This window comes from Sphingomonas hengshuiensis (assembly GCF_000935025.1).
Taxonomy (GTDB): domain Bacteria; phylum Pseudomonadota; class Alphaproteobacteria; order Sphingomonadales; family Sphingomonadaceae; genus Sphingomonas; species Sphingomonas hengshuiensis.
In genome coordinates this window covers 1,354,732-1,368,284 of record NZ_CP010836.1, presented here as the reverse complement: position 1 = coordinate 1,368,284, position 13,553 = coordinate 1,354,732, and the positions used below count along the sequence as shown (strand labels likewise).

Here is a 13,553-nt window from a genome sequence, read left to right as displayed (position 1 = left end):
GGGTTCCCCTTTGTTGATGCGTTTAATCTCCACTGTTTTGGGGGACATTGGCCAGCAAGCGAATGTTTAGGCGTCCCTAGCGCGCATTGCCGGTCGCGCGCGGAACCATTCCGGGCGCCCTTGAAAGCGCCAATGGAGTTCCCAAATCTGACTCAGCGCGGCGCCCCGACGGGGCCGCGCTCAGAGTGCCGCGGCAGCTCCGGGCACTCGATTTTGGACGTTCAACTTGCTCATTGGAGGATTTGACATGCGTCAGTTCGATTTCACGCCCTTCCGCCGCTCGACGATCGGGTTCGACCGGCTGTTCGACTTGCTCGAAGCCAGCGCCCGTCAGGCGGGCAGCGAGAATTATCCCCCGTTCAACCTCGAGCGCATCGCCGAGGATCGCTATCGCATCACGCTGGCGGTGGCGGGGTTCAAGCCCGACGAGATCGAAGTCACGGCACAGCAGAACCTGCTGCTCGTCACCGGCAAGAAGCGCGAGGAGAACGAGAATAACCAGGGCGCGTACCTGCATCTCGGCATCGCCAACCGCAGCTTCGAACGCCGTTTCGAACTCGCCGACTTCGTCCGCGTCGAAAGTGCCGATCTTGCCGACGGCCTGCTCGTGATCGCGCTGGTCCGCGAGGTGCCCGACGCGATGAAGCCGCGCAAGATCGCCGTCAACGCGGGCAGCCAGCCGATCGCGATCGATCACCGCAACGCGGCATAACGCCTGATACGGCTCGCGACGCTTTCCTCCCTTTGGGCGTCGCAGCAGGGGCGCTCGGGTTTCGGCCCGGGCGCCTCTTGGTTTTTTAGCGAGGGATGACGGCGGGGTGATCCACCCGACACCGTTCGCCCTGAGCTTGTCGAAGGGCAGTGAGACTCACCGTGCTTCGACAGGCTCAGCACGAACGGGTTTGTTGTTCGTGGCCGTGCCTTAAACCAGCCGGCTCTGCTTGACCGCCGCTTCGATGAAGCTGGCGAACAGCGGGTGCGGGCTGAAGGGCTTGGACTTGAGCTCGGGGTGGAACTGGACGCCGACGAACCAGGGGTGGTCGGGCCGCTCGACGATTTCGGGCAGCGAACCGTCGGGCGACATGCCCGAGAAGACCAGCCCGCCGCGCTCCAGCACGTCCTTGTAATGGGTGTTCACTTCATAGCGATGGCGATGCCGTTCGCTGATGTCGGTCTCGCCATAGATCGTCGAGACGACGCTGTTACCCGACAGCCGCGCCGGATAGGCGCCCAGCCGCATCGTGCCGCCCAGGTCGCCGCCCTCTTCACGCTTCTGGAGGCCCGCGGTGGTCATCCATTCGGTGATCATGCCGACCACCGGCTCTTCGGTCGGGCCGAATTCGGTGGTGGAGGCATCGGCGACGCCCTGATCGCGGGCGCCCTCGATACAGGCCATCTGCATCCCCAGGCAGATGCCGAAGAACGGCACGCCGCGTTCGCGCGCAAATCGCACCCCCGCGATCTTGCCCTCGCTGCCGCGCTCGCCGAACCCGCCGGGGACGAGGATGCCGTGCATCGGCTCGAGCTTGGCGGCGACTTCCTGCTCGCTCTGCTCGAACAATTCGGCGTCGATCCAGCGGATATTGACCTTCACCCGATTGGCGATGCCGCCATGGACGAGCGCCTCGTGCAGCGACTTATAGGCATCGGGGACGCCCATATATTTGCCGACCACCCCGATCGTGACTTCGCCCTCGGGATTTTCCAGGCGGCGCATGATGTCCTCCCAGCGATCGAGCGCGGGCGGCTCGCCGGGATCGATACCGAAGGCGCGCAGCACTTCCGAATCCAGTCCCTCGCGGTGATACTGCATCGGCACGGCATAAATGCTCTTCGCATCCAGCGCGGGGATGACCGCGGCGGGCGGCACGTTGCAGAATTGCGCGATCTTGGCGCGATCGCCGGCGGGCAGCGGGCGTTCCGAGCGGCAGACGAGCACGTCGGGCTGGACGCCCAGCGCCGCCAGTTCGCGCACGCTATGCTGGGTCGGCTTGGTCTTCAGCTCGCCCGCGGCCGAGATGTAAGGGACCAGCGTGACGTGGATGCTCACCGTCTGGCCGCGGCCCAGGTCGTTGCGGAGCTGGCGAATCGCCTCGATAAAGGGCAGCGACTCGATGTCGCCCACCGTCCCGCCGATCTCGCACAGCACGAAATCGAGGTCTTCGGTCTCGGCCTGGGCAAACGCCTTGATCGCGTCGGTGACGTGCGGGATCACCTGGACGGTGGCGCCCAGATAGTCGCCGCGCCGCTCGCGCTCGATGATCGTCTTGTAGATCCGCCCCGAGGTGACGTTGTCCGACTGGCGCGACGCGACTCCGGTGAACCGCTCATAATGGCCGAGGTCGAGATCGGTCTCGGCGCCGTCATCTGTGACATAGACCTCACCATGTTGGTGCGGCGACATCGTGCCGGGGTCGACGTTGAGATAGGGATCGAACTTGCGGATGCGGACTCGATAGCCTCGGGCCTGGAGCAACGCCGCGAGGCTTGCCGCCATCAGACCCTTGCCCAGCGAGGAGACCACGCCGCCGGTGATGAAAATATACCGCGCCATGGGAGAAAACGCCTAGCGTGAGAATGCGCGCGCCGACAAGCGCGCGAATCCAAATTAATGGTAAAACGCCCGTTGACCGGGCGGAAGCGAGGGCTTCGCGCGATTACTGCGCGAGCGGAACCGCGCCGTTACCCGTTTCGGCGGGAGCCGCGGCAGCCGGTGCAGCGGGTGCGGCGCTGTTGCCGACCGCGAAGGGCACCGCGGGCGCGGACGTGGGCGAGGTCACCGGCGCCACGGGCGCGCGCTGAAGCGAGGTGTCGATCGTCGTCGAGTGGCGCGTCGCCGCGATCACCGCGAGCAGGATACTCATCCCGATGAACATCGCCGCGAGGATCGAGGTCAGCCGAGTGAGGAAATCCGCCGCCCCCCGCGCCGACATCAGCCCCGACGGGCTGCCGCCAGTGGTGAGGCCGCCGCCTTCCGAGCGCTGCATGAGAATCACCACGACCAGAAGGCCTGCGATGATAGCGTGGACGACGAGCAGAAAAGTGAACATCAACACCCGACCTGTTTGGGAAAGCGGCGACATAGGCGACCGGCGCCCCCGGATCAACCGGCAAGCCGCCCCGGGACGCCCCGGCGCCCTTCAAACAAAACTGAAACATTTCGCCAACGCACTGAAACCCGCGGCCCTCGGCTGCGTTTTGATCTACAACCGGCCCGTGCCGGGGTCGTAACGGATGAGTAAATTTGCCGTGAACGCGATACCTGACCCATCGCTATCCTCTTGGAAGCAAACGCTTATTGATTATGTACGGTCAGGAGAGCCCGATCTTACGAACCGCCAGATGGCGCTTTTGATGCTGGTATATCTGGAACCGGGCCCTCATACGGTGCGCGGATTGGCGCGCGCATTGAACGTTTCCAAACCTGTAGTAACCCGCGCCTTGAATAGGCTAGGCACGCTCGGCTATCTGCGCCGGCAGCGCGATGACACGGACAAGCGTAACATCTTCGTCGCGCGCACCGCAGAAGGGGCAGAGTTTCTTGCAGAGTTCGGGCATTTCCTCGCTGGCGAATCCATCGGCGAGCCCCATCGGCAACGGGCCAGCGCGTAAGCGCTTTGCCCTGTCGGGCCGCTCGCCCGTGATCGACCCGCGGCGCGATGCGGTGCGGCGCGACCTCGCCGATGTCCGCCTCGCCGACCGCGTGTTCGCGCCGCATTACGCCGCGCCGATGCCGCGCGTGGTGACTGCACAAACCGTGCTGCGCGCGGGTCCGCAGCGCGATTCGGCCGGGCTGACCGACCTCGTAATCGGCGATGTATTCGAAGTGCTCGAACTCGCCGGTACCCATGCCTGGGGCGTCGCGCCCGGCCCGGGCCTGGTCGGCTATATCGACGCCGGCGCGTTGGGGACGTCGGCATGACCGCACGGGTGTTCATCGACGGTGCCGTCGGCACCACCGGGCTTGAGATTCGCGAACGGCTGGAAGGACGGCCGGGGATCGAGCCGATCATTCTGGCCGATTCGGACCGCAAGGACCCGCGCAAGCGCGAGGATGCGCTCAATTCCTCCGATTTCGTGATCCTGTGCCTACCCGACGATGCGGCACGCGAAGCCGTGGCGATGATCCGCAACAGCCATGTCCGCGTGATCGACGCATCGACCGCGCACCGCGTCGCGCCCGACTGGGTCTATGGCTTTGCCGAGCTGGAGCCCGGCCAGGCGGCGGCGATCGCCGACGCTGCGCGCGTCAGCAACCCCGGCTGCTACCCCACCGGCTTCCTCGCGCTGGTCCGCCCGCTCGTCCGTGCCGGGCTGGTGCCGCACGACTTTCCGTTCAGCGTCAACGCCGTCTCGGGCTATTCGGGCGGCGGCAAGTCGATGATCGCCGAGTTCGAGGACAGCGACGCCGCCGATTTCACCCAGACGGCGTTTCGCGGCTATGGCCTCGGCCTTGCCCACAAGCATGTGCCCGAGATGCAGAAGCATGCCCGGATCGAGCATCCGCCGATCTTCATGCCCGCGGTCGTCCGCACTTATCGCGGGATGGTCGTCGAGGTGCCCCTGCCCCTCCACAGCTTCACGCGCCGCCCGTCGATCGAGGCGATCGAGAACGCGCTGCGCGATGCGTATAAGGACAGCCCGCTGGTGCGCGTCCTGCCCGCCGACGTGTCCGCGGTGTCGATCGAGGAAGATGCCGGCACCGACCGGCTGAGCCTGCGCGTGTTCGGCAATGCCGAGCGTGGCCAGGCGCGGCTGGTCGCGACGCTCGATAATCTGGGCAAGGGCGCGGCGGGCGCGGCGGTCCAGAATCTGAACATCATGGCCGGGCTCGATCCCGTCGCGGGGCTGGTGCTTTAGCCCAGCCGAGGACGGCGGGCGCTTGATCTTTGTCGCCCGATGGTGTCGAGCGTGCGCGCACCAGAGGAAAGGCGAACGATGCTCCAACCCGTCGGCAAACTGCTTTTGTTCGGAGCCACCGGCGATCTCGCGCAGCGGATGCTGTTGCCGTCGCTGTTCGCGCTCCATGCAGACGGACTGCTTCCCAAGGGACTGACGATCACCGGCACCGCGCGTTCGGACCATGACGATTCCGGATTTCGCGCCTTTGCCCGGCACTCGCTGGAAGAGTTCCTTCCGGACGACCTGAAGGACGACAGCGTTGTCGAAAGCTTTCTGCAACGGCTCGACTATCAGCCGCTCGACGCATCGACGCTGGAAGGGTTCGACGCGCTGAAGCAGAAGCTCGGCGATATTTCGAACGGGATGGCGATATTCCTGTCGACCGCGCCGTGGCTGTTCGGCCCGACGATCCAGGGCCTGCAATCGGCGGGGCTGGCCGGCGAGAATGTCCGCATCGGGCTGGAGAAGCCGCTGGGCCGCGACCTCGACTCCAGCCGCGAGATCAACGACCTCGTCGCCGCGGCCTTTCCCGAGGACCGCACCTTCCGCATCGACCATTATCTGGGCAAGGAAACCGTCCAGAACATCCTGGCGCTGCGTTTCGGCAATTCGCTGTTCGAACCGGTATGGAACGCGCAGGGGATCGACCATGTCCAGATCACCGTCTCCGAGACGGTCGGGTTGGAGGGGCGCGCGGGATTCTACAACGATACCGGCGCGCTGCGCGACATGGTGCAGAACCATATGCTCCAGCTCGTCGCGCTGATCGCGATGGAGCCCCCCGCCCGCTTCGACGGCACCGCGATTCGCGACGAGAAGGTCAAGGTGCTGCGGTCGCTGCGCAAGATCGAAGGGGCGGACACCGCGCAACTCACCGTCACCGGCCAATATGGCGGCGGCGCGGTGAAGGGCCAGATCGTGCGCGATTATGCCACCGACCTGGAAAAGCCGTCGAACACCGAGACGTTCGTCGCGATCAAGGCGCATGTCGACAATTGGCGCTGGCACGGCGTCCCCTTCTACCTGCGCACCGGCAAAAGGCTGGCCGAGCGGCGGTCGGAGATCGTGGTCCAGTTCAAGCCGGTGCCGCATTCGATCTTCGCCGAGCGCGGCGGTTCGCTGAAGCCCAATACGCTGGTGATCCGCCTCCAGCCCGAGGAATATGTCCGGCTGCTGGTGATGGCCAAGCAGCCCGGGCTCGATCGCGAAGGCGTGCGGCTGCGCGAAGTGCCGCTGAACCTCAGCCTCGAGAACGAGTTCGCCGGGACGCGCCGCCGCATCGCCTATGAGCGGCTGCTGCTCGATTTGATCGAAGGCGATCCCACGCTGTTCGTCCGCCGCGACGAAGTCGAGGCGCAGTGGGAATGGGTCGACGGCATCCGCAAGGGATGGGAAACCCAGGACACCAAGCCCAAGCCCTATGCCTCGGGAAGCTGGGGGCCGTCCGCATCGGTCGCGCTGACCGAACGCGACGGCGTGACGTGGAACGAATAGCGGCGCCCGCCCATATATCCCCCATATACCCTGCCGAATTTCCAAGGAGCTAGAATGACGACCGAAATCGAATGGTGGGACTATGACGATGCCGACGAGATGGCAGCGGCCGTCGCAGGTGACGTTCAGTTCATCATCGAAAGCGCACTCGATGCGCGCGGCGCGGCAGTCGTCGCGCTGGCGGGGGGCAAGACCCCGCTGCCGATCTACGAGAAGCTCGCCAAGGCGAAGCTCGACTGGAAGAGGGTGACGATCGTCCCCGGCGACGATCGCATGGTCCCGCTGGGCGATCCGCTGTCGAACGTGACCGCGATCGGCAAGATCTTCATCCCCAAGGGCGCGCGGGTGATCCCGTTGGTCAGCGCGACGATCGCCGATTACAAGGCGGCGGGCCGCTCCGCCGACGCGCTGCTCCAGGACATGCACTGGCCGCTCGACCTTTGCCTGCTGGGCGTAGGCGGCGACGGCCATGCCGCGTCGATCTTCCCCGGCCCCGATTATGACGAGGCGCTCAACGGCCCCAAGGAGCGCCGCGCGCTGGGCGTGATGCCCGATCCGCTCCCGCCCGAGGCGCCGGTCGCGCGCGTGACGCTGAGCCGCGCCGCAATCGTCAGCGCCCGCGCGCTGATGATCGCCGTCACCGGCCAGGCCAAGCGCGACGTGCTTGAGGCCGCCATCGAACAGGGCGCTTCCTCCCCCTACCCCGTCGGCCGCATCCTTGCCGATGTCGAGCTGCCGATCGACATTCACTGGGCGGCATGAGCCCGTCACCCTCATCCTTCCCATCGCGTCGGAAAGGTGAGGGTCGCCACCGCTACAAGAGTTAAAGACATGGCCCTGCATCCCGAAATCGCCGCCGTCACCGATCGCATCCTCGAACGGTCGAAGGCGCGCCGCGCCGCCTATCTCGACCTGATCCGTCGCGAGCTGGAATCGGGCAACGACCGGCCCAAGCTGGGCTGCGCCAATCTGGCGCATGCCTATGCCGGCACCGACGAGCAGCGTGACCGGATGAAGGACGGGCGCGCGATGAACATCGGCATCGTCACCGCGTACAACGACATGCTGTCGGCGCACGCGACCTATTATCGCTACCCCGAGCAGATGAAGGTCTGGGCGCTCGAAGTCGGCGCGACGGCACAGGTGGCGGGCGGCGTCCCCGCGATGTGCGACGGCGTGACACAGGGATACCAGGGGATGGAGCTGTCGCTGTTCAGCCGCGACACGATCGCGCTGTCCACCGCCGTCTCGCTCAGCCACCGCGTGTTCGAAGGCGCGGCGCTGCTCGGCATTTGCGACAAGATCGTGCCGGGGCTGCTGATGGGCGCGCTGCGTTTCGGCCATCTGCCGATGGTGCTGGTGCCCGGCGGGCCGATGCGCTCCGGCCTGCCCAACAAGGAAAAAGCCGCGGTTCGCGAACGCTATGCCGAGGGCAAGGCGAGCCGCGAGGAACTGCTCGAGGCCGAGATCGCCGCCTATCACGGCAAGGGCACCTGCACCTTCTACGGCACCGCCAATTCGAACCAGATGATGATGGAGGCGATGGGCCTCCACGTCCCCGGTGCCGCCTTCGCCAATCCGGGGACCAAGCTGCGCCAGGAGCTGACGCGCACCGCGGTCCACCGGCTGACCGAGATCGGCTGGAACGGCGACGATTACCGCCCGATCGGGCATATCGTCGACGAGCGCGCGGTGGTGAATGCCGCGATCGCGTTGCTGTCGACGGGCGGATCGACCAACCATTTGATCCACTTGCCCGCGATCGCGCGGTCGGCTGGGATCATCATCGACTGGGAGGATTTCGACCGGCTGTCGCGCGCCGTGCCGCTGCTCACCCGCGTCTATCCGAACGGATCGGCGGACGTGAACGGGTTCGAGGATGCCGGCGGCCCCGGCTTCGTGATCCGCGAATTGCTCGGCGCCGGGCTGATGCACGGCGACACGCTGACCTTCGCCAAGGAAGGTATGGCCGCCTATGGCCGCAAGCCGGCGATCGAGGGCGACGCGCTGGTGTGGCACGACCATCCCGAACAGAGCGGCGACGACAGCATCGTCCGCACCGTCGCCAACCCCTTCTCGCCCGAAGGCGGCTTCCGCATGGTCCATGGCAATATGGGCCGCGCGTGCATCAAGGTGTCCGCGGTCGACCCCGATCGCTGGGTGATCGAAGCGCCCGCGCGCGTGTTTTCGGACCAGCAGGCGGTGCAGGACGCATTCAAGGCGGGTGAGCTCGACCGCGACGTCGTGGTCGTCGTGCGGTTCCAGGGGCCGCGCGCCAACGGCATGCCCGAATTGCACAAGCTGACCCCGCCGCTGGGCGTGCTCCAGAACAAGGGCTTCCGCGTCGCGCTCGTCACCGATGGGCGGATGTCGGGGGCCAGCGGCAAGGTGCCCGCGGCGATCCATCTCTCGCCCGAGGCGCTGGGCGGCGGCCCGATCGGCAAGCTGCGCGACGGCGATATCGTCCGGCTCGATGCCGAGGCCGGGGTGCTGGAGGCACTGGTCGACCCCGCCGAATGGGCCGCACGCGACCTCGCCGTGGCGCCACCCGCGGCGATCGGCACCGGGCGCGAGCTGTTCGCGATGCTGCGCAACCATGCCAGCGAAGCCGAACTCGGCGGATCGGCGATGCTGGCCGAAGCGGGGCTGTAACCGCCGCCGGTCGCGGCGGGACGGATTGCAAAGCGTTTGCGGCAGGTTTCGCCGCAGGACCGGCAGTGGGTCCTTTACAACGCCGCGTTGGGCGGGAAGAAGAGCGGGGCCGGACTGTCAGCGTTGACAGCCAGCCCGGCGGGAGAGGACACGTAGAACGCATGGAAGTTGTCGCAGTCGACATCGGCGGAACCCACGCTCGCTTCGCAATTGCGGAAGTGGCCAAGGGCCGCGTCGTTTCGATGGCCGAGCCCATGACCCAGAAGGTCGCCGACCATCCGAGCCTCCAGCTCGCCTGGCAGGCGTTCGGCGCGTCGCTCGACCGGCCGCTGCCGCGCGCGGCGGCGATCGCGCTGGCGTCGCCGATCAACGGCGAGCTGATCAAGCTGACCAACAACCCCTGGATCATCCGCCCGCCACTGATCCCGCAGCGGCTGGGCGCCGATACCTGGACGCTCGTCAATGATTTCGCGGCGATCGGCCATGCCGTCGCCCAGCTTGAGGAAGATTCCTTCGTCCATCTGTGCGGGCCCGACACGCCGCTGCCGGATCGCGGGTCGATCACCGTCTGCGGCCCCGGCACCGGGCTGGGCGTCGCGCAGGTTTTCCGCCACCGCCACGGCTATGACATCATCGCGACCGAGGGCGGGCATGTCGATTTCGCGCCGCTTGATCCGATCGAGGACGCATTCGTCCGGCGGCTGCGCAAGACGTTCAACCGCGTCTCGACCGAGCGGATCGCCGCGGGTCCGGCGATCGTCGCGATCTATGAGACGCTGGCCGAGCTTGAGAAGCGCGCCATCCCGCGGCTGGACGACAAGCAGGTGTGGCAGCTCGCGCTGGAGGGCACCGACAGCCTCGCCGTCGCGGCGATGGACCGGTTCTGCCTCAGCCTCGGCGCGATCGCGGGCGACCTGGCGCTGACCCATGGGCCCACCGGCGTGGTGATTGCCGGCGGTCTGGGGTTGCGCTTGAAGGACCATCTGCTGCAATCGGGATTTGGCGAGCGTTTCGTTGCCAAGGGCCGGTTCCGGAACCTGATGGCATCGATTCCCGTCAAGCTCATCACGCATCCGCAGCCGGGGCTCTATGGCGCCGCCGCCGCGTTCGCGCAGGAACATGCCCAGGAGGCCTAAGTGACGACCATCGAGACGATCATGCGCACCAGCCCGGTGATCCCCGTGCTGGTGATCGAGGACGCCGCCACCGCGCGCCCGCTGGCCGAGGCGCTGGTCAAGGGCGGCCTGCGTGTGCTCGAAGTCACGATGCGCACCGGCGCCGCGCTGGAGGCGATGGCCGAGATGCAGAAGGTCCCCGGCGCGATCGTCGGCGCGGGCACCGTCGTCAACGGCGCGCAGTTCAAGCAGGTGATGGACGCCGGCGCCGAGTTCATCGTCTCGCCGGGGCTGACCGAGCGGCTGGCCGACCCGATCATCGCCAGCGGCGTCCCGTTCCTCCCCGGCACCGCGACCGCGGGCGACATCATGCGCGGGCTCGACCTGGGCCTCGAATATTTCAAATTCTTCCCCGCCGAGACCTCGGGCGGGTTGAAGGCGCTCAAGGCCCTCGCCGCGCCCTTCTACCAGGCGAAATTCTGCCCCACCGGCGGCATCACGCTGGCGAGCGCGCCGGAGTGGCTGAGCTTCGGGCCGGTGCTGTGCGTTGGCGGAAGCTGGATCGCTACGGGGTCGATGGACGAGGTGGAGGCGAAGGCTCGGGCTGCGGCTGGGCTGGGGGCGTAAAGTCCTTCCTTGCCTGAGGTCCCGGCTTTCGCCGGGATGACGGTTTGTGGATGCGTCATCCCGGCGAAAGCCGGGACCTCAGGCGACTCTACTCCCAAACCTCCCCAAACAAATCCCGCCACTCCGGATTGGTCTCCTCGATCAGCGCGATCTTCCACGCGCGCCGCCACTCCTTGAGCCGCTTCTCACGAACAATCGCGTCGTCGATCGAGTCATGCGGCTCGGCGAGTACGAGCCGGGTGAGATTGTACCGGGCGCAGAAGCTGGAGCCCTTGCCCTCGCGATGCTGCTGCACGCGCTGGTTGAGCGCCGCGGTGACGCCGATGTAGAGCACCCCGCGCGGCTTGTTGGTCATGATGTAGGTCCAGCCGGGCAAGTGCGGTCCTTCCTCTCCTGAGGTCCCGGCTTTCGCCGGGATGACGCCCCCCGCCCGTCATCCCGGCGAAAGCCGGGACCTCAGGCGATTAAGCCTACATCTCACCCCTAGCCCGCCGCAGCGCGTACCATTTCTGCACGTTCGCATTATGCTGTTCCAGCGTGTCGGCGAACACGTGCCCGCCGCTGCCGTCCGCGACGAAATAGAGCGCGGTCGATTGCGCCGGGTCGAGCACTGCGTCGATGCTCGCCCGCCCCGGATTGGCGATCGGCCCGGCGGGCAGGCCGGTCATCGCATAGGTGTTATAGGCATTCACCGCGCGCACTTCGGACTGGAGGATGCGGCGGCCCAGCGGCTTGCCCTTGGTGATCGGATAGATGATCGTCGGGTCGGCCTGGAGCATCATATTCTGCCGCAGCCGGTTCGAATAGACCGCGGCGACCGTCCGGCGCTCCTCCGGCTTGCCGGTCTCCTTCTCGACGATCGAGGCGAGGATCAGCGCTTCCTGCGGGGTCTTCACGGCGATGCCGGGCTTGCGCGCTTCCCATGCCTTGGCGAGATAGTCGGTCATCGCCTTCTGCATCCGCTCCAGCATCGCCTGCCGCGTGTCGCCGCGATTATAGGCATAGCTGTCGGGCAGCACGCTGCCCTCCTCGGGCACCGCGATCGTCCCGCTGAGCTGCGGCGCCTTCATCAGCGTCTCATAGACCAGGATGGAGGGCGTACCCTCCGGGATCGTCACGAAACGCTGGAGCGTGCGCCCGCCCTGGAGCAGCTTGAGGATGTCGGCCTCGCTCAGCCGCGCGGGGATGCGATATTCGCCCGCCTTGATCGCCTCGCCGCCGCCCAGCACGCGCGCCAGCAGCACGAATGGGCGCGCGGAGCGGATCGCGCCGGCCTTTTCCAGCTCGGCCGCGGCGCGGGTCAGCGTCGCGCCGTCGGGCACTTCCACCGAAACATTGCTGCGCGCCGGGCCGGGGCCGCCCCAATATTGGAGCACCCCCAGCCCGAGCGCGATCACCACCAGAACAGCGATCAGGATCGCGCAGCCACCGGCCCGCCGGCGCGGACCGCGCCGGGGCGGGTCTTCAGACAGCGCGCATCACCAGGCTGGCATTGGTGCCGCCAAAGCCGAACGAATTGTTGAGCACGGCCTTGACCTTGCGCTCCTTGGCCTTGTGCGGGACCAGGTCGACGCCCGCGCAATTCTCGCTCGGATTGTCGAGGTTGAGCGTCGGCGGCACGATCTGGTCGCGCAGCGCGAGGATGCAGAAGATGCTCTCGACTGCGCCCGCGCCGCCCAGCAGATGCCCGATCGCCGACTTGGTCGAGCTCATCGACACGCCGTCCAGGTCGCTTCCGAACAGCCGGCGGACCGCGCCCAGTTCCAGTTCGTCGCCCATCGGCGTCGAAGTGCCATGCGCGTTGATATAATCGATGTCCGACAGCGCGAGGCCCGACTTGCGCATCGCCATCTGCATCGAACGGAACGCGCCCGAACCCTCGGGGTGCGGCGCCGTCACGTGATAGGCGTCGCCCGACAGGCCATAACCGATGACTTCGGCGTAAATTTTCGCGCCGCGCGCCTTGGCGTGCTCATATTCCTCGAGCACCACAACGCCCGCGCCCTCGCCCATGACGAAGCCATCGCGGTCCTGGTCCCAGGGGCGGCTGCCCCGCCACGGCTCATCGCGGAAATTGGTCGACAGCGCGCGCGCCTGGCCGAAGCCGGCGATGCCGATCGGGCAGATCGCGCCCTCGGCGCCGCCCGCCAGCATGACGTCGGCATCGTCCATCGCGATCATCCGCGCGGCGTCGCCGATCGAATGCGCGCCGGTCGAGCACGCCGTGACGACGGCGTGATTCGGCCCCATCAGCCCGTATTTGATCGAAACCTGGCCCGAGATCAGGTTGATCAGCCGGCCATGGACGAAATGCGGCGAAACCCGCTTCGGCCCCTTGGCGGCGAGGACGAGCGATTCGCTCTCGATTCCCGGCAGACCGCCAATGCCCGCGCCGATCGAACAGCCTGCGCGAAAGCGCTGCTCGTCGGTCATGTCGAGCAAGCCGGCGTCCTCGATCGCCTGTCCGGCCGCATCGATGCCGAAGATGATGAAGGGATCGACCTGGCGCTGGACCTTGTGGTCGACGCGCAGATTCGGGTCGAAGCCATATTCATGCCCCGCCGGCTTCACTTCACACGCATAGTTGGTGTGAAATTCGGTCGCATCGAATCGCTGGATAACCCCCGCGCCGGACTTGGCGGCGAGGATGTTCCTCCAGGCAGTCTCGACATCGGCACCCAGGGGGGTGACGAGCCCAAGGCCGGTGACCACTACACGGCGCATGGCGTTCTCTCCGTCATTCTCAAAAAACAGAACGGCTCC

Annotated in this window: 14 protein-coding genes; 9 read left to right on the top strand and 5 right to left on the bottom strand. The window is 66.7% G+C overall.

All coding sequences use genetic code 11. The features are described from left to right. The first annotated feature begins 247 nt into the window (after positions 1-247). Positions 248-712 (top strand): Hsp20 family protein, encoded by a 465-nt coding sequence (locus TS85_RS05995; RefSeq protein ID WP_044331021.1) that lies wholly within the window; start codon positions 248-250, stop codon positions 710-712. Between the two features lie 210 nt (positions 713-922). Here TS85_RS05995 and TS85_RS05990 read toward each other — a convergent pair whose 3' ends face one another. Together TS85_RS05990 and secG are read right to left on the bottom strand one after the other, a co-directional pair. Continuing rightward, entirely contained in the window at positions 923-2,554 is a 1,632-nt protein-coding gene (locus TS85_RS05990) for a CTP synthase (protein ID WP_044331018.1), read from the bottom strand. Positions 2,555-2,657: 103 nt separating this feature from the next. Then, positions 2,658-3,050 carry a preprotein translocase subunit SecG gene (gene secG, locus TS85_RS05985; RefSeq protein ID WP_044331016.1) on the bottom strand — a complete coding sequence of 131 codons (393 nt, stop codon included), beginning with the start codon at positions 3,048-3,050 and terminating at the stop codon, positions 2,658-2,660. 184 nt (positions 3,051-3,234) lie between these two features. Between secG and TS85_RS24525 the strand changes: the two genes are divergently transcribed. The 8 genes from TS85_RS24525 (at position 3,235) to eda (ending at position 10,790) form a co-directional block, all read left to right on the top strand. After that, entirely contained in the window at positions 3,235-3,612 is a 378-nt protein-coding gene (locus tag TS85_RS24525; protein ID WP_077228493.1) for a MarR family transcriptional regulator, read from the top strand. A 28-nt stretch (positions 3,613-3,640) separates the two neighbouring features. Continuing rightward, the gene (locus tag TS85_RS05980; protein WP_320407147.1) at positions 3,641-3,922 is read left to right on the top strand and encodes an SH3 domain-containing protein; all 282 of its coding nucleotides are present in this window, start codon (positions 3,641-3,643) and stop codon (positions 3,920-3,922) included. Further along, positions 3,919-4,860, top strand: a complete 942-nt coding sequence (argC, locus tag TS85_RS05975; RefSeq protein ID WP_044331012.1) for an N-acetyl-gamma-glutamyl-phosphate reductase — start codon at positions 3,919-3,921, stop codon at positions 4,858-4,860. The genes TS85_RS05980 and argC overlap by 4 nt, the downstream gene beginning before the upstream one ends. A 78-nt stretch (positions 4,861-4,938) precedes the next feature. Next, positions 4,939-6,396 carry a glucose-6-phosphate dehydrogenase gene (zwf, locus tag TS85_RS05970; RefSeq protein WP_044331011.1) on the top strand — a complete coding sequence of 486 codons (1,458 nt, stop codon included), beginning with the start codon at positions 4,939-4,941 and terminating at the stop codon, positions 6,394-6,396. Positions 6,397-6,450: 54 nt separating this feature from the next. Beyond that, a complete protein-coding gene (gene pgl, locus TS85_RS05965; protein ID WP_044331010.1) occupies positions 6,451-7,158 on the top strand; it encodes a 6-phosphogluconolactonase in 708 nt (235 codons plus the stop codon). Between the two features lie 69 nt (positions 7,159-7,227). Then, positions 7,228-9,048, top strand: a complete 1,821-nt coding sequence (gene edd, locus TS85_RS05960; RefSeq protein WP_044331009.1) for a phosphogluconate dehydratase — start codon at positions 7,228-7,230, stop codon at positions 9,046-9,048. 161 nt (positions 9,049-9,209) lie between these two features. After that, positions 9,210-10,184, top strand: a complete 975-nt coding sequence (gene glk, locus TS85_RS05955) for a glucokinase (protein ID WP_044331008.1) — start codon at positions 9,210-9,212, stop codon at positions 10,182-10,184. Further along, the gene (gene eda / locus TS85_RS05950) at positions 10,185-10,790 is read left to right on the top strand and encodes a bifunctional 4-hydroxy-2-oxoglutarate aldolase/2-dehydro-3-deoxy-phosphogluconate aldolase (RefSeq protein ID WP_155006320.1); all 606 of its coding nucleotides are present in this window, start codon (positions 10,185-10,187) and stop codon (positions 10,788-10,790) included. An 88-nt stretch (positions 10,791-10,878) separates the two neighbouring features. On the opposite strand, the gene TS85_RS05945 is transcribed toward eda, so the two are convergent. The 3 genes from TS85_RS05945 to fabF form a co-directional block, all read right to left on the bottom strand. Continuing rightward, a complete protein-coding gene (locus tag TS85_RS05945) occupies positions 10,879-11,166 on the bottom strand; it encodes a GIY-YIG nuclease family protein (RefSeq protein ID WP_044331007.1) in 288 nt (95 codons plus the stop codon). Positions 11,167-11,260: 94 nt separating this feature from the next. Beyond that, a complete protein-coding gene (gene mltG / locus TS85_RS05940; RefSeq protein WP_407082113.1) occupies positions 11,261-12,190 on the bottom strand; it encodes an endolytic transglycosylase MltG in 930 nt (309 codons plus the stop codon). Positions 12,191-12,254: 64 nt separating this feature from the next. Continuing rightward, entirely contained in the window at positions 12,255-13,514 is a 1,260-nt protein-coding gene (fabF, locus tag TS85_RS05935) for a beta-ketoacyl-ACP synthase II (protein ID WP_044331005.1), read from the bottom strand. Positions 13,515-13,553 lie beyond the last annotated feature (39 nt).